The following is a 20,310-nucleotide window of genomic DNA, read 5'->3' as shown; positions in this document are numbered from 1 at the left end:
TGCATTGTGGACGCAGCTTGTAAGTTCTATAATAGAACTCATTGACAATTCGATCAAGGAGCGGCTCCGATGATGTATGCCGATCTTCCGACTGCCCGGGCCACTGTCCAAATCAACGCCACCACCGAAGCGGTCTGGGCTCTTGTCAGCGACATCCACCTGATGGTGAAACTCAGTGAAGAGCTGCTGGAAGTGACCTGGCTCGACGGTGCGGGCGAACCCGGCGTCGGCACGAGGTTCCGCGGGCGCAGCTTCCACGAAGCGCTGGGCGAGTGGGAATCGACTTCGACGGTGATCGAGTTCAAGCCGAACTCCGCGTTCACGTGGGAGGTCAACGCCGGCCAGGACGTGCGACCGTCGTCGGTCTGGGGTTTCTCCGTCGAACCGTGCGCGGTGGGCACCGAGCTGAGCCAGTGGGGGCAGATGGGCCCGGGCCGATCCGGCCTCAACCACGCGATCGACCGTCTGCCGCACAAGGAGGAGAAGATCGTCGCCAACCGGATCGGGGAATTCCAGGCCGGGCTGGAGTCGAACCTGCGCCTCATCAAGGAGCTGGCGGAGGGAGCGCGCTGATGCGCACGGCGACGACGATCGAAGCGCTGGTCGGTTCGTGGCAGGACAACGTCACGCTGGCCGTGGAGGCGGAAAAGCTCGGCCTCGACGTCTGCTGGATCTCGGAGGCCTGGGGTTCGGACGCGCCCTCGCCGCTCGGGTACCTGGCGGCGCGGACCAACCGCATGACCCTCGGCAGCGGCACGATCCAGCTGGCGACGCGCACCCCGACGCTCATCGCGATGACGGCGATGACGCTCGCGGACCTGTCCGGCGGCCGGTTCGTGCTCGGCCTGGGAAGCTCGGGCCCGCAGGTCGTGGAGGGCATGCACGGGGTGCCGTTCGACCGGCCGCTGCGCCGGATGCGGGAAACGATCGACATCGTCCGGCAGGTGTTCGCCGGCGTCAAGATCAAGCACAGCGGAGAAGTCTTTTCCGTGCCGCGTGCAGGCGGCGAGGGGGTTCCGATGCGCACCTCGCTGCCGGCGAACCCGGACATTCCGATCTACGTCGCAGCGTTGATGCCGAAGATGCTGGAGCTGGCCGGTGAGATCGCGGACGGCTGGCTGGGCAGCAGCTTCGTGCCCGAAGGTGCTTCCGCCTACCTCGACGCGCTGAGCGCCGGGGCTGCGCGCGGAGGGCGGACGCTCGCCGAAATCGATCTCTGCCAGGGAGCCGAGGTGCACTTCGTCGAGGACGAAGGACAGCTCGCCGCAGTCGCCGCGACGCGCAAGAAGGATCTCGCCTTCAGCCTCGGCGGCATGGGCTCGGCCACCACGAACTTCTACAACAGCGCGTACAGCCGTCAAGGCTGGTCGGAAATCGCAGCCGAGGTCCGGGAGCTCTGGCAGGCGGGGCGGCACGCGGATGCCACCGCCCTGATCACCGACGACATGATCTTCTCGACCACGCTGATCGGCACCGAGCACATGGTGCGGGAGCGGCTCACCGCCTGGCGGGACCGCGGTATCACGACTGTGCGGTTCTATCCGGCGGGCGCGACCGTTGCGGAGAAGCTGGACAATCTCGGCCGGGCCATCGACCTCGCCCGCAACCTCTCGTGACCCCGAGCTCACCGCCCGGCCTCGCCGATCTGCTCGGCCGCGCGCGGATGACCGTCGGCACGACCACGTCCCTGACCGGTGACACGTTGAGCAGCTCCGGTGTGGCGGTGTGGTCGGGCGAGGCGAGCGTGACGATCGCGTTGGCGGACCGGGCTGATGCCGAGGGGGCGTTCCTGTCGGAGTGCCGCGCGGCCGACGGCAGCGTGACAGGCACGTTCTTCGAAGCAGGCGGGCTCCTCGTCGACCTCCAGAACGCGGGCGACGTCGTCGGCGAACTGGGCTCCCACCGCGGCTTCACCGCGTTCGGCGTGCTCTTCGGCGAGCCGGACGGTTCAGGGTACGGCCGGCTCTCCGAAGCGCTCGACGGGTCGATCACGGCGTCGGGCAGCCACGTCGTCCTCATCGGACACGTGGTGCTCGCGCCGGCGTGGCGCGGTTCCGGCGGCGTCGGCAGGCTCCTCACGAGCCGGCTGCTGCAATGGCTGTGTGCCGAGCCCCGCCTGATCGCCGTGGCGCCGTCCGTGAACACCCGCGGCCGGGTGCCCTGCCGCGCCCGCAGAATCTGGGCCTCCCTCGGCTTCCACCCCTACGACAACAACATCTGGATCCTCGACCCGGCGACGTCCGACCACGACGACGCCGTCTTCGACCTGGAGACCCGGTTGCCGGGCCGGGTCACCTCCGGCGGGCCGTGCGAATGTGCGGCCGGAATCACCGAGTGCGGAGGGGCTCCAGCAAGCGGTGCGCTTCGGAGAGCGCTTCGCTGACGAAGTCGTCGGCGTGATCGTCGTAGCCGGGGCCGGGAACGACGACGAGGTCGGCTGGGGCGACCGTCCGGCCGCACGCCGTGCACGACCCGTCCGGCGCGAGGAGTCCGGAATCCGGCACGTGCCGGAACACCCGGCGCGGGCCGTTCTCCGAGCAGTGCTCGTTGCCCCAGGCGAGCAAGTCGCGGACGACCGGCCACAGGTCCACCCCTTTGCCGGTCAGGACGTATTCGCGGTAACCGTGGCTGCCGGGCGTCTCCGCCAGTACGCCGGTCTCGAGCAGGCCTTCGAGGCGCTCGGTCAGCACGGCGCGAGACATGCCCAGGTGGGCCAGGAAATCTCCGAAGCGGCGCACCCCGAAAAAGGCGTCGCGCACGATCAGCAGCGTCCAGCGTTCGCCGACGATCTCGAGGCTGCGCGCCAGGGAGCACTGCTGAGCCGCGTAGTACTTGGGGAGAGCCATACGTTCATGCTAGCAGGGAGAGTTCGTTGACCGAACCATCTCGTCGTGCTCTAATGGCCCCAGAGAGTCTGGTCAACGAACTATCTCGGCGACGCGCCTGTGGAGCGGGCGTGGAGCCACGGAAAGGACGGCAGTCATGGCCCTCGTGGGCGGTCCGCGTGACATGACGAAGTGGTCGGAGATCCTTCGCGACGCGGGCGTCCGATTCCCTGGTGAGTCGAGCGAATACCGCGAGGCGCGGGATCGGCTGCTGGAATCCGAGGCGCAGCTCAAGCTGCTGGCCGAGCAGGTCTCGGCACAGCGCCGTTCGCTGCCGGTGGGCGGAACCATCGCCGAGAACTACGTCTTCGAGTCCGGAGTGGACGGTGCTCCGGTGAGGTTCTCGGAGCTGTTCGAGCCGGACCGGAACACACTGGTCGTCTACAACATGATGTTCCCGCGCTGGGCGGACGACCCGCGAGCGGGAGCGGCGGAGGGCAAGACCGCCGAACTGCCGCTGGTCGAACAGCCGTGCCCGTCGTGCACCTCGGTCGTGGACGGGCTCGAGGGTGCGGCCTTCCACCTCGCCGAGCGCGTCAACCTCGTGGTCGTGGCCAAGGCCGACGCCGATCGGCTCGGCGCCTACGCCCGGGAACGCCACTGGCGCACCATCCGCGCGGTGTCGTCGAAGAACAACACCTTCAACCGCGACTACCACGCGGAAACCCCGGACGGCGTGCAGATCCCGCTTCTGCACGTGTTCACCAAGGACGAGGACGGCATTCACCACCGGTGGACGAGCGAGCAGGTCTTCGCCCGCGGCGATTCCAGCGCCGTGGACGCGATCTCGCCGATCTTCGGCGCGCTCGACCTGACTCCGGAAGGCCGTGGCGACCTGGCCGCCTACCCCTCGCTGCAGTACTAGACCGGTCACCCGTGGGGACGTAAAAGCGGCTCGCAGCCCCCTTGACGGCTTCGGCAAGCCAGTGGTTCACAGCTCGTCCGAGATCAGCGCCGCCGCGGCGGCGCTGATCTCGACGTGTTCGGTCGCCGAGCGGCCGGCGCCGTGCAGGACGCGGCGTTCGCGCCGCTGTACCTGCAAGACTCGCTGGGCCTCTCGCTGGGGCAGGCGAGCGCGTTCATCGCGGTGAAGCAGGGCTTCGCGATCGTCGTGGTCTACATCGGACTCGGCGCGCTCATGAAGGCGATGATCCGCCGCGGCGTGTCGACCCGGCACGTGCGGGGCACGGTTTCCGGCGTGTGCCTCCTCGTCTCGGGCGCCTCGGCAGCGGCGTTCGTGCTCGTTCCGGGCGTGGTGGGGAAGCTGGTGTTCAGCTGCCTCAGTGTGCTGGCGGTGGTGATCTTCGCGGTGTCGCAAACGGTGTGTGCCGAGATCACGCCGATCACCCAGCGCGCCGGTGTCCTCGGCGCATATGGCGCGGTGTACTCGCTGGCCGGCGTGATCGCCCCGGCGCTCACCGGCCGGATCGCCTCGGCCCAGGGCGAGGTGTCGGGCCTGCAGACCTCGTGGCTGATCCTGGCGGTGCTCCTGGTGATCTCGGGCGTCCTCGCCATCGTCTTCATCCGCCCTGGCCGCGACGCGGCGCGCGTCGCCGCCCGGCTGGCCGCCGGAGAGCTCCGGCCCGGAGTGCCCGAACCCGCGGTGGTGGACTGAGGAGAACCGGTCCGGCTTCACCTGAGGAGCCGGACCGGGTCGCCGGTTTCGACGGCGAACGCGGCGAGACGAGGAGGAACGTGAAGAACGCCGGAGCGCATTTCGTGCTCGTGCACGGAGCTTGGTACCAGGCCTCGTGCTGGGAGAAGATCGTCCCGCTGCTCGAGGCGGCGGGGCACACCGTGGACGCGGTGAACCTGCCCGGCCGTGACGGCGGCCAGGCGATCGAGACCGTGACGCTCGACGATTGCGTCGCGAAGGTGCGGGAACGCGTCGAGGCGGCCGCTCGGCCGGTGGTGCTGGTCGGGCACAGCATGGGCGGGCTGACCGTCGCCCAGGTCGCGGAGCAGGTGCCCGACCGGATCGCGCGGCTGGTGTTCCTGTGCGCGTTCGTGCCGGGAGACGGCCAAATCCTGGCCGACCTCACCGCGCGGCCGGAGTTCCGGTCGTCGCTGGCCGCGCGGTACCAGCGCCGGGACTTCGGCAAGGGCGTGTACACGTTGCCGGCGGAGCATGCTCCCGAGGTCCTGTTCGGTGCGTGCGCGCCCGAGGTCGTCCGCGAAGCGGTTGACCAGCTGGTTGCGGAAAGCCTGGGAATCGGAGCCCAGCCGGTGTCGGTGACGCCCGCCGCGTACGGGACAGTCCGGAAGACCTATGTCGAAGCGATACGCGACGAAGCGATCCCGCTCGCGGCGCAGCGTGCGATGCATCGTGCCGGGGGGTGCGAAGAGGTCGTTGCCCTTGACTCCGACCATTCGCCGTTCCTGTCTCAGCCGGAGAAGCTCGCCGAGGTGTTTCACCGGCTCGCCGAACCGGCAGGCGACCTGGCTGCCGACCCAAGTGAAGTCGGCGCTTGACCGGGGTTCCCGGTTCGCGTCCTGGCGGAGAGCAAAAAAGCCCAAGTCACCGACTTGGGCTTTTTTGGTTGTCTGTGGCTCTCCTGGCGTCTTGCGCCCCCGGGATCAACCGGTATATTGGTAAGTCCATTAGTCAGCGGCTAGGAGTGGACATGCCGAAGGTCGTGTACGTCGACGACGCCGGCGAGGAGCGGGCGGTCGACGCCTCCGTGGGGGAGAGCGTCATGAGCGCGGCCGTGCGCGCGGGGGTGCCGGGGATCATCGGCGAGTGCGGGGGCTGCCTTTCGTGCGGCACCTGCCACGTGTGGGTGCGCGAGGAGTATCTGGATCAGGTCGGCGAAGTCGGTGACATGGAGGACGACCTCCTCGACCTCGCGATCGGCGACCGGCGGGCCGGGAGCCGCCTCTCGTGTCAGATCGAGGTGACGCCGCGGCTCGACGGGCTCACCGTCGACGTGCCCGGAGAGCAGGTCGTCTGACCTCGGCGCGGAGAACTCGCCATTGCCAGTGGTTCAATGGTCTGATATTCAATCCTATAACGGCTTCGCGATCGCCGGTGCGAAAGGACTTCAGCGTGCTCCGAACAGAGATCAACGAACTGCTGACGCAGACCGGGCCGGGCACCAAGATGGGCGCCCTGTTCCGGCGCTTCTGGCAGCCCGTTCTGCTGGCCGAGGAGCTGCCCGCCGACGACTGCCCGCCGGCGCGGGTCAAGATCCTTTCGGAGCGGCTGATCGCCTTCCGCGACTCGGAGGGCCGCTACGGCCTGATGGACGAGTTCTGCGCGCACCGCGGCGTCTCGCTCTGGTTCGGCCGCAACGAGGCCGGCGGCCTGCGCTGCCCGTACCACGGCTGGAAGTACGACTACACCGGTCAGGCGATCGAGGTTCCGAGCGAGCCCGAGACCAGCAACTTCTGCGCCAACGTCAAGCTCAAGTCCTACCCGATGGTCAAGCGCGGCGACGTGCTGTGGGCCTACTTCGGTGACCCGGAGACGCAGCCGCCGCTGCCGGAGTGGGAGTTCGTGACCGTTCCGGAGGGGCAGGCCTTCACGTCGAAGCGCTTTCAGGAGTGCAACTGGCTGCAGGCGCTCGAAGGCGGCATCGACTCCAGCCACGTCACCTTCCTGCACTCGGGCAGCCTCGACAGCGACCCGCTCTTCAAGGGCTCCAAGGGAAACGCCTACAACCGCGCGGACCTGAAGCCGTTCTTCGAGGTCGTCGACTACGAGGGCGGCCTGCTCATCGCCGCTCGCCGCAGCGCGGAGGAAGGGCACTACTACTGGCGCGTGACGCCGTGGGTGCTGCCGAACTTCACCATGGTCCCGCCGCGCGCCGACCACCCGATGCACGGCCACTTCTGGGTGCCGATCGACGACGAGAACTGCTGGGCCTGGAGCTTCGACTACCACCCGACCCGCCAGCTCGACAGCGAAGAGGTGTCGGCCATGCGGGCAGGTCTGGGCGTGCACAGCGCGAACGACGAGAACTACCGGCCGCTCGCGAACAAGGACAACGACTACCTCATGGACCGCGACGCGCAGCGGCGCGGCGAGACCTACTCCGGCATCAAGGGCATCGCGCTGCAGGACTCGTCGCTTCAGGAGTCGATGGGGCCGATCGTCGACCGGACCAAGGAGCGGCTCGTCGCCACCGACGCGGGCATCATCAAGGCGCGCCAGAAGCTGCGCAAGGCCGCGCTCGCGCTGGCCGAGGACGGGGTCGAGCCGGCAGGCAACCGGGCCCAGGACCAGAAGGTGCGCTCGGTCGCGGTCGTGCTGCCCGCCGACCAGTCCTTTGTGGACGGCATCGGCGAGGCGATGGTCGCCAAGCCGGGCGTGCGGCAGACCACGGTCTGAGACGGCGAGGAACGCAGTGTTGCAACGTGGCTTGGTCAGCAGTTGTGCCCGCGCGGCGACCGCCGAGGAAGCGGCTTTCCGGATCGACTACCCGTTGTCCGCCGCCCGCAACACGCGGGTGGTGGCGCTGGACGAAGCGGCGAAGGACATCGTCGGGCGAGCGGCCGCCGAGGAGTGGGCTCAGGCGCGGTTCTACTCGGCTTCCGGCGCCGGTGACGAGCTGGTCACCATGACCGGCGACCGGGTGGCGCTCACCGATGAGCTGCGCGACAGCAACACCGTCGTGCTGGTTTCGACCACCGGTGAGAACGCGGAGGCGGCGGCCACCATCGGTGCGGCCTGCACGGTGCGCGGGATCATGACGGCCGGCCTGGTCGTGACCTCCGACGGAGTCGCGAACGAGGCACTGTTCTCGCTGCGTCCGCACGCCCGGATCCTCTTGGTGCCCGCCGAAGAGGACGATCTGTTGGACCTGCTGAAAGCGACGCGCGCATGAGCCCCCAGAGCGATCCGGCCGGCAAGGTCACCATCCCGGCTCTGCAGGCGATGAAGGCGCGTGGCGAGAAGAGCGTCTGCATCGTCGCCTGGGATTACCAGATGGCGCGCATCGCCGACCGGGTCGGCGTGGACATCGTCTCGGTTGGCGACACCGTCGGGGTCAACCTCTGGGGGCAGCCGCATCCGCTCGAGATCACCTTCGACGAGGTGCTCGTCGTCGCGAAGGCGGCTCGGCGGGGAGTCCGGCGAGCGCTGCTCAGCTGCGACTTCCCGTTCGGCCCGCTGCAGCAGGGCGCGGCCAGTGCGGTCGACGCGTCGATCAGGCTGGTCAAGGAGGCGGGCGTCGACCTGGTGAAGCTCGACGGGGCCGCCGACTTCCCGGAAGCGGTCGAGGCGGTGACCAGGGCGGGCATTCCGGTCTTCGCGCAGTTCGGGATCACGCCGCAGACGGCCCTGAAGTACGGCATCGAATACTCGGCGGCCAGCGTCGCGCAGGTGCCCGACGGGATGCTCGACGAGCTGGTCGCGGAGGCCAAGCGGCTCGAGTCGGCGGGAGCCGTCGCGCTCAACTTCACCAACTCCGGCCCGGTGGTGGGGCCGGCGGTGGTGGACGCGGTGTCGATCCCCGTACTCGGTGGGTTCGGGGGCGGTCCGTGGCTCGACGGGCGCATCCGCATGGCCACCGCGGCCATCGGCTACAACGCCGCCAACGTCGACAAAGAGATCGACACCTACGCCAACGTCGCGCGGATCACGTTCGACGCGCTGACCGAATGCGCCGCGGACATCCGGGGCGGCCGGCAGATCCGCGGTGGCATCAAGGTGCCGCAGAGCTGAGGAGTACGAGCATGCCCGTGGCCGTGCTGGACGGGATCGCTACGCGTTACCAGACCGTCGGTGACGGCCCGCCGCTGCTGATGTTCAGTCCGGGCGGCTTCGATTCCAGTTTGGACAATTGGACCGGCTTCGGGCGCTACCGTGAACTCGGCTTCGTCGACGCCTTCGCTCCCGAATACACCTGCGTCGTCTTCGACCGACGTGAATCGGGGCGCTCGGGTGGCCGCATCGAGCGGCTGGAGTGGCCGGTCTACGTCCGCCAGGCGCTCGGGCTGCTCGACCACCTCGGCATCGACGCGGCGCACACCATGGGCGGCTGCGTCGGCTGCTCGACCGCCGCGGCGCTCGCCGTCGCGGCACCGGAACGCGTGCGCAGCATGGTCCTGTTCTCGCCGGCCGGCGGGCCCCGCTACCGGATGGCGCAGCACCGCCGGTTCGTGCGGCACCTCGCCTACGTCGCCGAGCACGGGCTGCCGGCCGTCGTCGACCTGGCCCGGTCGACGACCGCCGGCTTCAGCACCGACCCGCGGGTGGGTCCGTGGGCCGCGCCGCTGCGCAGCGACGAAGCCTTCGCGAAGGCGTACGCGGCCTTCGACCCGGCGCGCTACGACCTGCTCGTGACCGGCTCCGTGCGCGGCCTCTTCGACCGCGACACCGTTCCGGGCGTGGAGCCGGAGGACCTGATGACCTGCGACGTGCCCGCGTTGATCGTGCCGGGGCAGGACAGCTCGCACGCCCCTTCGGCCGCGCGCTACCTCCAGGAGTGCCTGCCGGTGCACGAATACTGGGACGTTCCGGTTTCCGAGCAGACGGCCGAGACCGCGCCCGCGCGAGTTCTGGAGTTCCTCCGCGGGCACGACCGGTGACTCCGCTCGTCCTGCTGCGCCACGGTGAGAGCACCGCCAACGCCGGGGACCTGTTCGCCGGGCACCTCGACGTGCCGCTGACGCCGGCCGGCGCCCTCGAAGCGCGAGCCGCCGCGGAAGGACTGGCCGGCTGGGTCCCGGACATCGTGCACTGCTCGCCGCTGGCCCGCGCCGCAGACACCGCCGCGATCGTCAGGAGCCGGCTCTCGCCGACCGTCGCGGCCGAGTACCACCCGGCTCTCGTCGAGCGGCATTACGGTGCGCTGCAAGGACTTCGGCGGGCCGACGCGCGGGCGCGGTTCGGTGCCGAAGCGGTCGCCTGCTGGCGGCGTTCGCCGGCCGGTCTGCCTCCCGGCGGCGAGAGCCTCCAGATGCTCCACGAGCGGTTGCGGCCGTATTGGCTCGAAGAGTTGCTGCCGCTGCTGGAATCGGGCCGGTCAGTGCTCGTGGTCGCGCACGGCAACTCGCTGCGCATGCTGCTCGCCCACGTGAGCGGGCTGGACGTGGCCGACGCGATCGGCGCAGAGGTGCCGACCGCCGTCGCGTTCCGGCCGGAAATCAGGCTTCCAGCGCGGTGATCTGGTCGATCCGGTCCTGGTGCCGGCCGCCCTTGAACGGAGTCGACAGCCACAGTGCGAGCAGTCGTTCCGCTTCGTCGTCCGAGATGACCTTCGTGCCGATCACGAGCACGTTGGCGTTGTTGTTGCCGCGCGAGATCTCCACCATGAACGTGGTGTGCCCGAGTCCCGCGCGCACGCCGCGGATCTTGTTGCAGGCGATGACTTCGCCCTGTCCGCTGCCGCCGAGCACGAGGCCGGCGTCGGCGCGGCCGTCGGCGACCCGCCGGCTCACGTCGGCGCACAGCGGTGGGTAGTCGACGGTGTCCGTCGCGCTGTGCGAGCCGCGGTCGTCCACCTCGTGACCGTGGTCGGTGAGCCAGGTGGTGAGGCGCTGCTTGAGGTTCACGCCGTGGTGGTCGGCGGCGATCGCGATGCGCATGGCTCAGCCCACCAGTTCGCGCGTCGCGGGCGCGAACATCGACTCGACGTCCACCGGTTTCGTCAGGATGTGTTGCGCCGCCGCCTGTTCGGCCAGGAGTTCGAGGATCGCGCGGTTGGGTTCGATGCCGTAGGGGAGCGGGTCGGTGGTGCCGGTCTCGGCCATCACCCGCGCGTACATCCGGTCGTCGGCGGTTTCGACGACGCCGGCCCGCAGCTGCTCGACGTAGTTGCGCTTGGACTCGGCGAACGCGTCGAACACGGCCTTCGCGACGTCCGGGTGCGCGTCGAGGACCTCGTCCTTGACGACGACGAGGTGGTTGATGGGGTAGAAGCCGCGTTCGCGCAGCGCGGCGAACCCTGCCTCGACCGGTTCGGCGATCAGGGGCACGACCTCGGGAGAGTCCACTTTGGCGTTGACGACCGCGTCCAGTTTTCCGGCCAGCAACATGTCCTCGAGCTTCTTCCCGGATCCGGCCGGCTCGACGTTCGCGGGCGGACGGTAGGACTCCACGTGCTCGTCACCGCTGAGGACCCAGGTCACCGAGTCGAGATCGAGGCCGTGTTCGAGCGCCATGATCGCGCGCGCCCAGACGCCGGTGGTCACCGTGTAGCCGCGGCCGACGCCGACGCGTTTCCCGGCCAGCTGCCCAGGCTCGGTGATGCCGGAGTCCTTCCGTACGAGGACCGCGCCGTGGTGGAACCCGCGGACCAGGAAGACGGGGAGCGCGGTGAAGCCCACGCCGTGCTCACGCGCGGTGAGATAGGTCGTCAGCGCCATCTCGCAGACGTCGTAGGCGAGCTCTCGGACCATCCGCCGGAACCCGTTGACGAGCACTGGTTCTTCCCTGAACGCCAAGGGAAACCCGGCAGGGACGACCTCGCCGTCGGTCAGCGCGCGGTTGTTGCCCTGGGTACGCGTCACGGTCAGCAGGTGCTCGGCCATGCGGCTCCTCGCTTCGTCTGGTGGACTACCTCGCTGATGGTATATTGGGCTGTCCATTCTGCCAACGAGGGAGATTCGATGGTCCAGACTGTGCAGGCGGCCGTCCGCGTCGCGGCGAGCACGACGGAGATGCAGGAATTCCGGCTCCCGTCGATCGACGAGGACTCCGCCCTGCTGCAGGTGGAGGTCGCGGGGATCTGCGGGACGGACGTGAAGATGTACGCCAATCCGCCCGCGGTGATCCAGGGCCGGGTGATCATGGGCCACGAGAACGTCGGCGTCATCGCACAGGCCGGGGCGCGGTTCAAGCGACGCCACGGCCTTTCCGAAGGCGATCGGGTGTTCGTCGAGCACTACGTCGGCTGCTTCAACTGCGACTGGTGCCGCCTCGGCGAGTACCGGCACTGCGAGGCGACGGACTGGCGCACCAACCCCGACGGCCGGCGGTTCGGCTACACCTCCGCGGAAAACCCCGGCACGCTGTGGGGCGGGTTCAGCGAATACATGTACCTGCCGTGGAACTCCGTGCTGCACAAGGTCCCCGACACGGTCACGCCCGAGCTCGCCGGCATGGTCATGCCGCTGTCCAACGGCATCGAGTGGGCGCTGCTCACCGCCGGCGTCGGATACGCCGACACCGTGCTGATCCAGGGCCCGGGCCAGCAGGGCCTCGCGCAGCTGGTCGCGGCCAAGACCGCCGGTGCCGCCCAGATCCTGGTGTCGGGCACCACGCGCGACAAGCACCGCTTCGACCTCGCGAAGGAACTCGGCGCGGACGAGGTCATCGACGTGGTCACCGAGGACCCCCGCGAGAAGATCATGGACCTCACCAGCGGCCGCGGCGTCGACATCGTGCTCGACTGCACTTCGCGCGCCGGCACCGCGCCGGTCCTGCTCGGCGTCGACGTCCTCAAGCGTCGCGAAGGCACGCTCCTCATCCAGGGTGAGCTGGCCGCGTTCCCGGACTTTCCGGTCAAGAAGGTCACCGAGAAGGCGATCACGATCAAGTCCGCGCGCGGGCACTCGTTCCGCGCCTGCGAGCTCGCCGTGGACCAGCTCGCCTCGCGCCGCTTCCCGCTGGAGAAGCTGGCGACCCACCGCTACGGCATCGACCAGGTCGACCACGCCATCCGCGTGCTCGCCGGCGAGACCGACGAGGACGCGATCCACATCTCCCTGATGCCCTCGCTGGTCGGCCAGGCCGGTGGGGCGGTCGTCCGATGAGCGGGATCGTCGTCACGAACCCGCCGCGAACCGGCCCGGAGACGCGTGACGGCCTGGGCCGGTTCGGGGTCGCGACCATTCACGAAGCTCAGGGCCGCACCGGGCTGATGGCGTCCACGCTGAACCCGATCTACCCGGGTGCGCACGTGGCGGGCACGGCGGTGACGGTGAGCGTGGCGCCGTGCGACAACTGGATGATCCACGTGGCCGTGGAGCAGAGTCAGCCCGGTGACGTGCTCGTCGTCGCTCCGACGTCGCCGTCGGACGCGGGCTACTTCGGCGAGCTGCTGGCGACCTCGCTCAAGGCGCGTGGGGTGCGGGGCCTGGTCATCGACGCCGGCTGCCGCGACATCGCCGAGCTGCGCGAGCTGCCGTTCCCCGTCTGGTCCCGGGCCGTGTCCGCCGAGGGCACGGTCAAGGAAACCCTCGGCTCGGTGAACATCCCCGTCGTCTGCGGTGGCCGGCTCGTCGAGCCGGGTGACGTGATCGTCGCCGACGACGACGGTGTGGTGGTCGTGCGCCGCGCCGACGCGGACGAGATCCTCGCGGCGTCGGCTGCGCGGGAGGACAAGGAAGCGCGCCTGCGGGCCCGCTACGCGGCGGGAGAGCTGGGCCTTGACGTCAACTCGATGCGCGAGCGCCTCGCCCGCAAGGGCCTGCGGTACGTGGAGCACGACGCGTACCTCAAGGAGGTGCGCGACCGGTGATCATCGACATCCACGGTCACTACACGACAGCCCCGCCGGCGTTGAAACAGTTCCGCGACGCCCAGCTCGACGGTGAGCGGGCGGCACTGGCGCCGGTGACCGACGACGAGCTGCGCGAGAGCGTCGAGGGTAACCAGCTGCGTGTGCTGCGGGAGCGTGGCGGCGACCTGATGTTGTTCTCTCCCAAAGCATCCGGTATGGAACACCACGTGCCCGACGCCGGCGTGGCGAACGCCTGGGCGCGCGCGTCCAACGACCTCGTCCACCGCGTCGCCGAGCTCTACCCCGAGCACTTCGCCCCGGTCGCGCAGCTTCCGCAGACGCCTGAAGGCAATCTCGGCGGCGTCACGGCCGAGATCCGCCGGACCGTCGGCGAACTCGGTTTCGTGGGCGTCAACCTGAACCCGGACCCGTCCGGCACCTGGGCGGGCAAGCCGATCACCGACGAGTCGTGGTTCGGTGTCTACGAGGTCCTGACCGAGCTGGACGTGCCCGCGATGGTGCACGTCTCGACGGCGTGCAACGCGAACCACCACACGCTCGGAGCGCACTACCTCAACGCCGACACCAGCGTCTTCACCCAGCTGCTCGAGTCGAAGCTCTTCGACCGGTTTCCCGGTCTGCGACTGGTGATCCCGCACGGCGGGGGAGCGGTGCCCTACCACTGGGGACGCTACCGGGGCCTGGCGATGCGCAACGGCTGGCGCGACCCGGCCGAGCTCCTGCCGAACGTCTTCTTCGACACGTGCGTCTACCACCAGCCCGGCATCGACCTGCTGCTCGATGTCCTGCCCGCGAAGAACGTGCTCTTCGCGTCCGAGATGCTCGGCGCGGTGCGCGGGGCGGACCCGGAAACCGGCATCGCCTGGGACGACACGTTGCAGTACGTCGACCGCGCCGGGCTCGCCGGCGAGGACCTGGCGGCGGTGTACGAGAACAACGCTCGCCGGGTCTACCCCCGGCTCGACCGGCGGCTCGCCGCCGCAGGAAGGTGACCCGATGAGCCGACTGGACCTGACATTCGCGTGCGGCGACTACGACCGCACGCGCGCCCTCGAAGACGGGTCGATCCGGCCCGACGGCATCGACCTGACGTACCTGCGGCTCCCGGTCGAGGAGACGTTCTTCCGCATGCTGCGCCACGGCGAGTTCGACGCTTCGGAGATGTCGCTGTCGACCTACGTCGCCTCGCTCGACCGCGACCCGGCGCCGTTCGTCGCGCTGCCGGTGTTCACGTCGAGGATGTTCCGCCACGGCGGCGTCTTCATCAACACCGCGGCGGGCATCGAGAAACCGGCCGATCTCGTCGGCAAACGCATCGGCACGCCCGAGTTCCAGCTCACCGCGGGCGTCTGGATCCGCGGCATCCTCGCCGACGCGTACGACGTGCCACTCGACTCGGTCACCTACCTCACCGGTGGCCAGGAAACGCCAGGGCGGATCGAAAAGGGTGCCGTCTCGACCCGCTTCGACGTCCAGTCGATCCCGGCGGGCCGGACTCTTTCGGACATGCTGGCCACCGGCGAGATCGACGCGCTGCAGAGTCCGCGGATCCCGAGCTCGTACGTCGCCGGCGACGGTCGCGTCGCCCGGCTCTTCCCCGACACTGTCGCGGCGGAGAAGGAGTACTACGCGGAGACCGGGATTTTCCCGATCATGCACGTGGTCGCCCTGCGCCGCGAGGTCTACGAGCGGCACCCGTGGGTCGCGCAGTCCCTGACGAAAGCGTTCACAGCGGCCAAGAACGAGGCGTACGCGCGGATCTACGATGCCTCGGCACTGCGGTTCATGGAGCCGTGGCTCAACCAGCACCTGGAGGACGCGCGGAGCCTGCTCGGCCCCGACTACTGGTCCTACGGGCTGGACGCCAACCGGCACGTGCTCGACGTGTTCCTCCGCTACCACCACGAGCAGGGGCTCTCGGCTCGCCTGCGCACCGCGGAAGAACTGTTCGCGCTGGAGTCGACGGAGTCCTTCGTCATCTGACTCGTCAAGCCGCGCGCAGGAATTCCTTCAGCGCCACCTCGGTGTCGGCCGCGACGTGCTGCGGGACGGTGCGGCCGGCCTCGAGCAGCTTGCGCACGGCCATGTAGTCGCGTGGTGCGTTGACGGCGTCGATCGCGATGAGGCGCCCGCCGCGATAGTAGAAGAGCGAGAACCGTTCACTGCCGGGGTCGCCCCGTAGCACGGTCTCGTCGTAGCCGCTGCTGATCCCGGCGATCTGCAGTTTCAGATCGGCCTGGTCGGACCAGAACCACGGGATCCCGGGCGCGGGAGCGGCCAGGCCGAGCAGGCTCGCGGCCGCCGTCTTCGCCTGCGCGATGGCGTTGGGTACGGACTCGAGGCGGAGGGCGCCGTGGTCGGGGTGCGCGACGATCGTGCAGTCGCCCGCGGCGACCACACTGGGGGTGCTGGTCCGGGCGGACTCGTCGACCATGATCCCGCCGGCGCAGGCGAGCCCGATCTGCTCCGCGAGTTCGGTGTGGGGCACCAGGCCGATCCCGACGACCACGACGTCGGCGGGAATGGTGCGGCCGTCCGAGAGCCCGACACCCGTCACCCGGTCGCGGCCGAGGAGTTCGGTCACGCCGGTCGACAGCACGATTTCGGTGCCGCGCCGCCGGTGCGCGGCGAGGTAGAAGCCCGACATCTGCGGCGCGACGGCGCGGGCGAGCAACCGGTCGGCCGCTTCGACCACGGTGACGTTCCGGCCGGCGGTGGTGGCGGCCGCGGCGGCCTCGAGCCCCACGAAGCCCCCGCCGATGACCACGACGTCGCGGGCGGCCGCGAGGTCGTGTCGCAGCGCCATCGCGTCGTCGACATCGCGCAGGTAGTGGACGCCGGCGAGCTCACTCCCGGGGATCCGGAGGCGGCGTGGCGTGCCTCCGGTGGCCAGGGCGAGCCGGTCGAACTCCACCGTCCGACCGGACCGCGTGACCGCGAAGCCCTCACCGAGCTCGGGATCGGTGAGGGTGATCTCGTCGATCCATTCACCTCGGACGAGCTCGATCCGCTGAGCCTCGTAGAAGTCCCGGCCGCGCAGTGCCAGCCGCTCCTCGGGCAGTTCCCCCTTGAGGAACGCCTTGGAGAGCGGGGGCCGCTGGTAGGGCAGCCGGTTTTCCCCGCCGAGCAACGTAATCGGTCCCGAAGCACCGAGTTTGCGCAGCGAGGCGGCCAGCTCCACTCCCGCTTGGCTCGCGCCCACCACGAGGGTGCTGCTTCCCTTCACCGCCATTACTCCTCCATTGGCTAGTCCATTGGACCTTAGCGGAAGACGGCGTCCGGTGCGAGGGGTGTTTCCGAGGGTGGCGCGGGTTTTCCCGGTGCTACTCGGCCTCGTGCGACACGCGTTGCGCGGTCCGGGCGATGTGTTCGCTCATGACCCGCTGAGCGGCCGCGAGATCGCGGTTGCGGATGGCCTCGGCGAGCTCCCGGTGTTCGCCGGTCCCGCGCGCGCCCATGATGGGGGCCTGCTCGCGGGCCTCCCGCAGGGACATGAGGAGCGGGCCGTGGAAGCTCTGGATCAGCATCGTCAGCGCGGTGTTGTGGGCGCATTCGGCGAGCCGGATGTGGAACCGCGCCGAGATGTCCACCGCGTGCACGCCCTCGTCGACGGCGGTCTGCCCCTCCTCGACGAGCTTGAACAGCGCGTCGATGTCCTCGTCGGTCGCCCGCTCGACGATCAGGGGGAGGGCGCCGATCTCGACGATCTTGCGCGCCTCGGTCACCTCGCCGGCGGTGAGCACGGACATCGAAAGGAGATCGGCCAGACCCTCGCCGACGCGGTCCGTGCTCGGCGCGGTCAGGAAGGCCCCGCCGTGGGCGCCGACCCGGATGGTGACGAGTCCGGTGGCTTCCAGTACGCGAAGTGCCTCACGCACGGTCACCCGGCTCACGCCGAAGCGCTGGCACAGATCGCGCTCGCTCGGCAGCCGGTCGCCGGGGATGAGAGAACCGTCGCGGATCAGGACCTTGATCTGGTCCACGATGACCTGCGACACCCGCGAGGTGCTCACGCGGCTGAAGAGGTCGTCCTTCGCGCCGCGCCCTGTTGCAGCCATGTCTCCACCTCGTCATGGTCGATGCCGGAAATGCACCGTAGTTTAACAGTCAATGGTCTGACCTTACGGCACTAGTCCTGGTCAGGGACGGCCGCGCTGCTCCGGCCGGTCACGACCTGGCCAGAAAACTCAGTTGGACCATTGCTTTGGACTGACAATTAGTCCTACGCTCCCCTCCATGCTGAGCCGAGACAAGCCGGCACTGTCCAGAACGGCAGGCCGTGATGCTGCGCACATCGATGTGGGGGCCACGGGCGGGATCGCACACCTCGAGGCCCGAGGTGTCGCCATCGACTACGCCAAGCCTGGGTCGAAAGAGGTGACGACGGCCGTCGAGCAGTGCGACCTGACCTTGGCGCGGGGGGATTTCGTCTGCCTCGTCGGGCCTTCCGGCTGCGGCAAGACCACGTTGCTCAACGCGGTCGCCGGGTTCGTCCAGCTCGCCGAGGGCGATCTGGAGCTCGACGGGCGGCCGATCCCCGGTCCGGGGCCCGACCGGGCGATGGTGTTCCAGCACGCCAACTTGCTGCCGTGGCGGACCGTTCAGGCGAACGTCAGCTACGGCCTCGAGCTCACGAAAAAGGTCAAGAAGCCGGCGGCCAAGCAGCGCGCCGACGAGCTGCTGGAGCTGGTCGGACTCGCCGGCGTGGGGCAGCAGTACCCGGCGCAGCTCTCCGGTGGCATGCAGGCCAGGGTCAACCTCGCCCGCGCGCTCGCGGTCGAGCCGGAGATCCTCTTGCTCGACGAGCCGTTCGCCGCGATCGACGCCCAGACTCGTGAGGTGCTCCAGGTCGAACTGCTCAGGGTTTGCGCCGCACGCGACGTGACGGCGCTGTTCGTCACCCACGACATCACCGAGGCCGCGTTCCTCGCGGACCGGGTGTGCGTGTTCAGCCCGCGGCCCGGTCGCATCGTCAAGGAGATCACGGTGCCGTGGGCTCGCCCGCGGTCGCACGAGATCCGGCGGACGCGCGAGTTCGCGCAGCTGCGGGACGAGATCGCCGATGTGCTCTACGGCGCCAAAGCCGGTGCCGGGGAGGGAGCCCGATGAGCGTCACCTCTTCGCCAAGGCCGGCCTCGCGAATCGAGTCCCGGCCGGCGCGCCGGAGCCCTCGCGCGGGCCAGGCGGCCCGCCGCCGGCTGCCGTCGTGGCTCAGCGAGCAACGCCTGTTCGGCGTCGGCGCCGTCGTCGTCGTGCTCGTCGTCTGGGAGATCATCGCGCTGCTGCGGATCCAGCCGCAGCTGATCTTGCCAGGGCCGGTCGACGTCATCAACGCCTTCGGGGCGATGATCCAAGGTGGGCAGATCTGGATCGACCTGTGGACCAGCGCCCAGGAACTGCTCGCCGGCCTCGCGCTGGCGGTGGTGATCGGGCTGCCGGTGGGGCTGCTGATCGGCTGGTACAAGCGCATCGCCTGGGCGCTCAACCCCTTCGTCAACTTCCTCTACGCCACGCCGCGCATCGCGCTGACGCCCCTGCTGATCATCTGGCTCGGCATCGGCAGTTCTTCGAAGATCGCGATCGTCTTCCTGATGGCGCTTTTCCCGGTGCTCATCAACACCGCGCAGGGCGTCCAGTCGCTCGAACAAGGAACCGTGCGCGTAGCGCGGTGTTTCGGGGCGAGCGACCTCCAGCTGTTCCGCACCGTGGCCCTGCCCGGCACCGTCCCCTTCATCGCCAGCGGGATGCGGCTCGCGGTGGGCCAGGCGCTGATCGGTGTCTTCGTGGCCGAGCTCAGCGGCGCGCAGCACGGTGTCGGCATGACGATGAACACCGCCGGCCAGCAGTTCCAGACTGCCACGGTCTTCGCCGGCCTGTTCATCTTCGCCGCGGCCGGAGTGATTCTCACGGCGCTGCTGCGCCGGGTGGAGAACCACTACGCGGCCTGGCGCCTGAGCAACGACTGACGTTTCCCGTCCCCGCCCATCCCCAGAAGGACAGAACAATGAAGTTCAAGTCTGGCGCCTTCGGCGTCGCCATTTCCGTGGCGCTCGCGACGTCGTCTCTCACGGCCTGCGGCGGTTCGTCGGACGCCGGAGCCGGCGGTGTCATCACCGTCAGCTACAGCGAAGAGGTCGCTGACGAGCTGCCCCTGTGGATCGCTTCGGAAGCCGGCTACTTCAAGGAGCAAGGGCTCGACGTCAAGCTCATCAAGCTCGACAGCAACCAGGGGTACCCGGCGCTCATCGCCGGCCAGACGCAGCTCGCCTCGATGGGTGGTTCCCAGATCGTGGCCGGCACCGCGGCGGGCGGTGACGTGAAGGTGCTGGCCGCGCTCACCCCGGTGCTTCCGTACCAGATCTACGCGAACGTGCCGACCGCCGCACAGCTGAAGGGCAAGAAGATCGGCTACACCACGAAGAGCGGCTCCCAGTACATCGGCACTCTGCAAGCGCTGAAGAAGCTGGGCATCAACCCGACCGACGTGAACCTGGTGCCGCTGGGTTCGGTGACGAACGTCAACAACGCGCTGCTGGCCAAGACCATCGACGCCTCCGCCACGCACCCGCCGGCCAGCCTCAAGTTCGAGGACGCCGGGCTGCACATGGTGATCGACATGGCCAAGGAGAAGATCCCCAACATCAACGTGGGCATCTCCAGCACGTCCGAGTACCTCAAGGACCACCCGGACGTCGTCGGGAAGTTCATGGCCGGCCTCAAGAAGGGGTTCGACCGCGAGCGCTCCGACGAGGCGTATTCGACGAAGATCCTGGGCGCCCACCTCGGGGTCACCGACCAGCGCGCGCTCGACGCGACCTGGAAGTACTACGCCGGCGAGGTCCTCACCGACCCCCCGGTGGCAACGGTGGACCAGCTCAAGTCGTCCCAGCAGTCGCTGGAGGGCTCGGTGAACGGGGTCGACAAGGTCGACCTCGCGTCGCTGATCGACTCGTCCTTTGTGGACAAGGCGTTCGGGAGCAAGTAGACAGCGCACGGGAAACGCGCGGTGCCGGGTC

At 69.1% G+C, this 20,310-nt stretch carries 24 protein-coding genes; 19 read left to right on the top strand and 5 right to left on the bottom strand.

Annotation, left to right across the window (positions count from 1 at the left end):
* The first annotated feature begins 69 nt into the window (after positions 1 to 69).
* Genes AB0H62_RS08030 through AB0H62_RS08020 form a run of 3 tightly spaced genes read left to right on the top strand, consistent with a single transcriptional unit; the run spans position 70 to position 2,383 of the window.
* On the top strand, positions 70 to 573 hold the full coding sequence (locus AB0H62_RS08030; protein ID WP_220242675.1) for an SRPBCC family protein: 504 nt from the start codon (positions 70 to 72) through the stop codon (positions 571 to 573).
* Positions 573 to 1,616, top strand: coding sequence for an LLM class flavin-dependent oxidoreductase (locus AB0H62_RS08025; protein ID WP_220242674.1), 1,044 nt, complete (start codon positions 573 to 575; stop codon positions 1,614 to 1,616). The genes AB0H62_RS08030 and AB0H62_RS08025 overlap by 1 nt, the downstream gene beginning before the upstream one ends.
* A complete protein-coding gene (locus AB0H62_RS08020) occupies positions 1,613 to 2,383 on the top strand; it encodes a hypothetical protein (RefSeq protein ID WP_220242673.1) in 771 nt (256 codons plus the stop codon). Before AB0H62_RS08025 ends, AB0H62_RS08020 begins: the two co-directional genes overlap by 4 nt.
* Here AB0H62_RS08020 and AB0H62_RS08015 read toward each other — a convergent pair.
* A complete protein-coding gene (locus AB0H62_RS08015) occupies positions 2,328 to 2,846 on the bottom strand; it encodes a helix-turn-helix domain-containing protein (RefSeq protein ID WP_360584866.1) in 519 nt (172 codons plus the stop codon). The two genes, AB0H62_RS08020 and AB0H62_RS08015, sit on opposite strands and share 56 nt — an antisense overlap.
* Positions 2,847 to 2,982: 136 nt before the next feature.
* Between AB0H62_RS08015 and AB0H62_RS08010 the strand changes: the two genes are divergently transcribed.
* The 9 genes from AB0H62_RS08010 (at position 2,983) to AB0H62_RS07970 (ending at position 9,994) form a co-directional block, all read left to right on the top strand.
* Entirely contained in the window at positions 2,983 to 3,750 is a 768-nt protein-coding gene (locus AB0H62_RS08010) for a DUF899 family protein (protein ID WP_360584864.1), read from the top strand.
* Positions 3,751 to 3,864: 114 nt separating this feature from the next.
* Positions 3,865 to 4,500 carry an MFS transporter gene (locus tag AB0H62_RS08005; protein WP_360584862.1) on the top strand — a complete coding sequence of 212 codons (636 nt, stop codon included), beginning with the start codon at positions 3,865 to 3,867 and terminating at the stop codon, positions 4,498 to 4,500.
* A gap of 80 nt (positions 4,501 to 4,580) precedes the next feature.
* Positions 4,581 to 5,357 (top strand): alpha/beta fold hydrolase, encoded by a 777-nt coding sequence (locus AB0H62_RS08000; protein WP_360584860.1) that lies wholly within the window; start codon positions 4,581 to 4,583, stop codon positions 5,355 to 5,357.
* A gap of 152 nt (positions 5,358 to 5,509) precedes the next feature.
* Positions 5,510 to 5,836, top strand: coding sequence for a 2Fe-2S iron-sulfur cluster-binding protein (locus AB0H62_RS07995; protein WP_220242668.1), 327 nt, complete (start codon positions 5,510 to 5,512; stop codon positions 5,834 to 5,836).
* 95 nt (positions 5,837 to 5,931) lie between these two features.
* A complete protein-coding gene (locus AB0H62_RS07990) occupies positions 5,932 to 7,215 on the top strand; it encodes a Rieske 2Fe-2S domain-containing protein (RefSeq protein WP_360584858.1) in 1,284 nt (427 codons plus the stop codon).
* A gap of 19 nt (positions 7,216 to 7,234) precedes the next feature.
* Positions 7,235 to 7,711, top strand: a complete 477-nt coding sequence (locus AB0H62_RS07985; RefSeq protein WP_360584856.1) for a hypothetical protein — start codon at positions 7,235 to 7,237, stop codon at positions 7,709 to 7,711.
* The gene (locus AB0H62_RS07980) at positions 7,708 to 8,550 is read left to right on the top strand and encodes a 3-methyl-2-oxobutanoate hydroxymethyltransferase (protein ID WP_220242665.1); all 843 of its coding nucleotides are present in this window, start codon (positions 7,708 to 7,710) and stop codon (positions 8,548 to 8,550) included. The genes AB0H62_RS07985 and AB0H62_RS07980 overlap by 4 nt, the downstream gene beginning before the upstream one ends.
* 11 nt (positions 8,551 to 8,561) lie before the next feature.
* The gene (locus AB0H62_RS07975) at positions 8,562 to 9,416 is read left to right on the top strand and encodes an alpha/beta hydrolase (RefSeq protein WP_220242664.1); all 855 of its coding nucleotides are present in this window, start codon (positions 8,562 to 8,564) and stop codon (positions 9,414 to 9,416) included.
* Positions 9,413 to 9,994 carry a 2,3-bisphosphoglycerate-dependent phosphoglycerate mutase gene (locus AB0H62_RS07970; protein WP_220242663.1) on the top strand — a complete coding sequence of 194 codons (582 nt, stop codon included), beginning with the start codon at positions 9,413 to 9,415 and terminating at the stop codon, positions 9,992 to 9,994. The genes AB0H62_RS07975 and AB0H62_RS07970 overlap by 4 nt, the downstream gene beginning before the upstream one ends.
* Here the strand turns inward: AB0H62_RS07970 and AB0H62_RS07965 are convergent.
* Both AB0H62_RS07965 and AB0H62_RS07960 read right to left on the bottom strand, forming a co-directional pair.
* On the bottom strand, positions 9,975 to 10,415 hold the full coding sequence (locus AB0H62_RS07965) for an RpiB/LacA/LacB family sugar-phosphate isomerase (RefSeq protein WP_220242662.1): 441 nt from the start codon (positions 10,413 to 10,415) through the stop codon (positions 9,975 to 9,977). The genes AB0H62_RS07970 and AB0H62_RS07965 overlap by 20 nt on opposite strands.
* Positions 10,416 to 10,418: 3 nt before the next feature.
* On the bottom strand, positions 10,419 to 11,360 hold the full coding sequence (locus AB0H62_RS07960; protein WP_220242661.1) for a hypothetical protein: 942 nt from the start codon (positions 11,358 to 11,360) through the stop codon (positions 10,419 to 10,421).
* 78 nt (positions 11,361 to 11,438) lie between these two features.
* Here AB0H62_RS07960 and AB0H62_RS07955 point away from each other — a divergent pair, with 78 nt between their 5' ends.
* From AB0H62_RS07955 to AB0H62_RS07940, 4 genes are read left to right on the top strand one after another with little or no spacing between them, the layout of a single operon-like run.
* Positions 11,439 to 12,584 carry a zinc-binding dehydrogenase gene (locus AB0H62_RS07955; RefSeq protein ID WP_360584853.1) on the top strand — a complete coding sequence of 382 codons (1,146 nt, stop codon included), beginning with the start codon at positions 11,439 to 11,441 and terminating at the stop codon, positions 12,582 to 12,584.
* A complete protein-coding gene (locus tag AB0H62_RS07950) occupies positions 12,581 to 13,291 on the top strand; it encodes a 4-carboxy-4-hydroxy-2-oxoadipate aldolase/oxaloacetate decarboxylase (RefSeq protein WP_220242659.1) in 711 nt (236 codons plus the stop codon). Before AB0H62_RS07955 ends, AB0H62_RS07950 begins: the two co-directional genes overlap by 4 nt.
* Complete coding sequence (locus AB0H62_RS07945; RefSeq protein ID WP_360584851.1) at positions 13,288 to 14,286, top strand: amidohydrolase family protein; 999 nt, start codon at positions 13,288 to 13,290, stop codon at positions 14,284 to 14,286. The genes AB0H62_RS07950 and AB0H62_RS07945 overlap by 4 nt, the downstream gene beginning before the upstream one ends.
* Positions 14,287 to 14,290: 4 nt before the next feature.
* Positions 14,291 to 15,277 carry an ABC transporter substrate-binding protein gene (locus AB0H62_RS07940; protein WP_360584849.1) on the top strand — a complete coding sequence of 329 codons (987 nt, stop codon included), beginning with the start codon at positions 14,291 to 14,293 and terminating at the stop codon, positions 15,275 to 15,277.
* Between the two features lie 4 nt (positions 15,278 to 15,281).
* On the opposite strand, the gene AB0H62_RS07935 is transcribed toward AB0H62_RS07940, so the two are convergent.
* Together AB0H62_RS07935 and AB0H62_RS07930 are read right to left on the bottom strand one after the other, a co-directional pair.
* Entirely contained in the window at positions 15,282 to 16,526 is a 1,245-nt protein-coding gene (locus AB0H62_RS07935; RefSeq protein ID WP_220242656.1) for an FAD-dependent oxidoreductase, read from the bottom strand.
* A 91-nt stretch (positions 16,527 to 16,617) separates the two neighbouring features.
* Complete coding sequence (locus AB0H62_RS07930; RefSeq protein ID WP_220242655.1) at positions 16,618 to 17,352, bottom strand: FadR/GntR family transcriptional regulator; 735 nt, start codon at positions 17,350 to 17,352, stop codon at positions 16,618 to 16,620.
* 178 nt (positions 17,353 to 17,530) lie between these two features.
* Here AB0H62_RS07930 and AB0H62_RS07925 point away from each other — a divergent pair, with 178 nt between their 5' ends.
* Genes AB0H62_RS07925 through AB0H62_RS07915 form a run of 3 tightly spaced genes read left to right on the top strand, consistent with a single transcriptional unit; the run spans position 17,531 to position 20,279 of the window.
* Complete coding sequence (locus tag AB0H62_RS07925) at positions 17,531 to 18,403, top strand: ABC transporter ATP-binding protein (protein WP_360584847.1); 873 nt, start codon at positions 17,531 to 17,533, stop codon at positions 18,401 to 18,403.
* Entirely contained in the window at positions 18,400 to 19,260 is an 861-nt protein-coding gene (locus AB0H62_RS07920; protein WP_220242653.1) for an ABC transporter permease, read from the top strand. Before AB0H62_RS07925 ends, AB0H62_RS07920 begins: the two co-directional genes overlap by 4 nt.
* 38 nt (positions 19,261 to 19,298) lie before the next feature.
* Entirely contained in the window at positions 19,299 to 20,279 is a 981-nt protein-coding gene (locus tag AB0H62_RS07915) for an ABC transporter substrate-binding protein (RefSeq protein WP_220242652.1), read from the top strand.
* The last annotated feature ends 31 nt before the right edge of the window (positions 20,280 to 20,310 follow it).

Origin of the sequence: Amycolatopsis sp. NPDC050768 (genome assembly GCF_040654155.1) — a bacterium.
Taxonomy (GTDB): Bacteria; Actinomycetota; Actinomycetes; order Mycobacteriales; family Pseudonocardiaceae; genus Amycolatopsis.
The sequence above is the reverse complement of the archived record's forward strand: the minus strand, read 5'-3'. Positions and strand labels throughout refer to the sequence as shown.

Coding starts and splice junctions, on each gene's coding strand:
- AB0H62_RS08030 (WP_220242675.1), top strand. CDS start 70: ATGATGTATGCCGATCTTCCGACTGCCCGGGCCACTGTCCAAATCAAC.
- AB0H62_RS08025 (WP_220242674.1), top strand. CDS start 573: ATGCGCACGGCGACGACGATCGAAGCGCTGGTCGGTTCGTGGCAGGAC.
- AB0H62_RS08015 (WP_360584866.1), bottom strand. CDS start 2,846: ATGGCTCTCCCCAAGTACTACGCGGCTCAGCAGTGCTCCCTGGCGCGC.
- AB0H62_RS08010 (WP_360584864.1), top strand. CDS start 2,983: ATGGCCCTCGTGGGCGGTCCGCGTGACATGACGAAGTGGTCGGAGATC.
- AB0H62_RS07995 (WP_220242668.1), top strand. CDS start 5,510: ATGCCGAAGGTCGTGTACGTCGACGACGCCGGCGAGGAGCGGGCGGTC.
- AB0H62_RS07980 (WP_220242665.1), top strand. CDS start 7,708: ATGAGCCCCCAGAGCGATCCGGCCGGCAAGGTCACCATCCCGGCTCTG.
- AB0H62_RS07975 (WP_220242664.1), top strand. CDS start 8,562: ATGCCCGTGGCCGTGCTGGACGGGATCGCTACGCGTTACCAGACCGTC.
- AB0H62_RS07965 (WP_220242662.1), bottom strand. CDS start 10,415: ATGCGCATCGCGATCGCCGCCGACCACCACGGCGTGAACCTCAAGCAG.
- AB0H62_RS07960 (WP_220242661.1), bottom strand. CDS start 11,360: ATGGCCGAGCACCTGCTGACCGTGACGCGTACCCAGGGCAACAACCGC.
- AB0H62_RS07955 (WP_360584853.1), top strand. CDS start 11,439: ATGGTCCAGACTGTGCAGGCGGCCGTCCGCGTCGCGGCGAGCACGACG.
- AB0H62_RS07950 (WP_220242659.1), top strand. CDS start 12,581: ATGAGCGGGATCGTCGTCACGAACCCGCCGCGAACCGGCCCGGAGACG.
- AB0H62_RS07940 (WP_360584849.1), top strand. CDS start 14,291: ATGAGCCGACTGGACCTGACATTCGCGTGCGGCGACTACGACCGCACG.
- AB0H62_RS07935 (WP_220242656.1), bottom strand. CDS start 16,526: ATGGCGGTGAAGGGAAGCAGCACCCTCGTGGTGGGCGCGAGCCAAGCG.
- AB0H62_RS07930 (WP_220242655.1), bottom strand. CDS start 17,352: ATGGCTGCAACAGGGCGCGGCGCGAAGGACGACCTCTTCAGCCGCGTG.
- AB0H62_RS07925 (WP_360584847.1), top strand. CDS start 17,531: ATGCTGAGCCGAGACAAGCCGGCACTGTCCAGAACGGCAGGCCGTGAT.
- AB0H62_RS07920 (WP_220242653.1), top strand. CDS start 18,400: ATGAGCGTCACCTCTTCGCCAAGGCCGGCCTCGCGAATCGAGTCCCGG.
- AB0H62_RS07915 (WP_220242652.1), top strand. CDS start 19,299: ATGAAGTTCAAGTCTGGCGCCTTCGGCGTCGCCATTTCCGTGGCGCTC.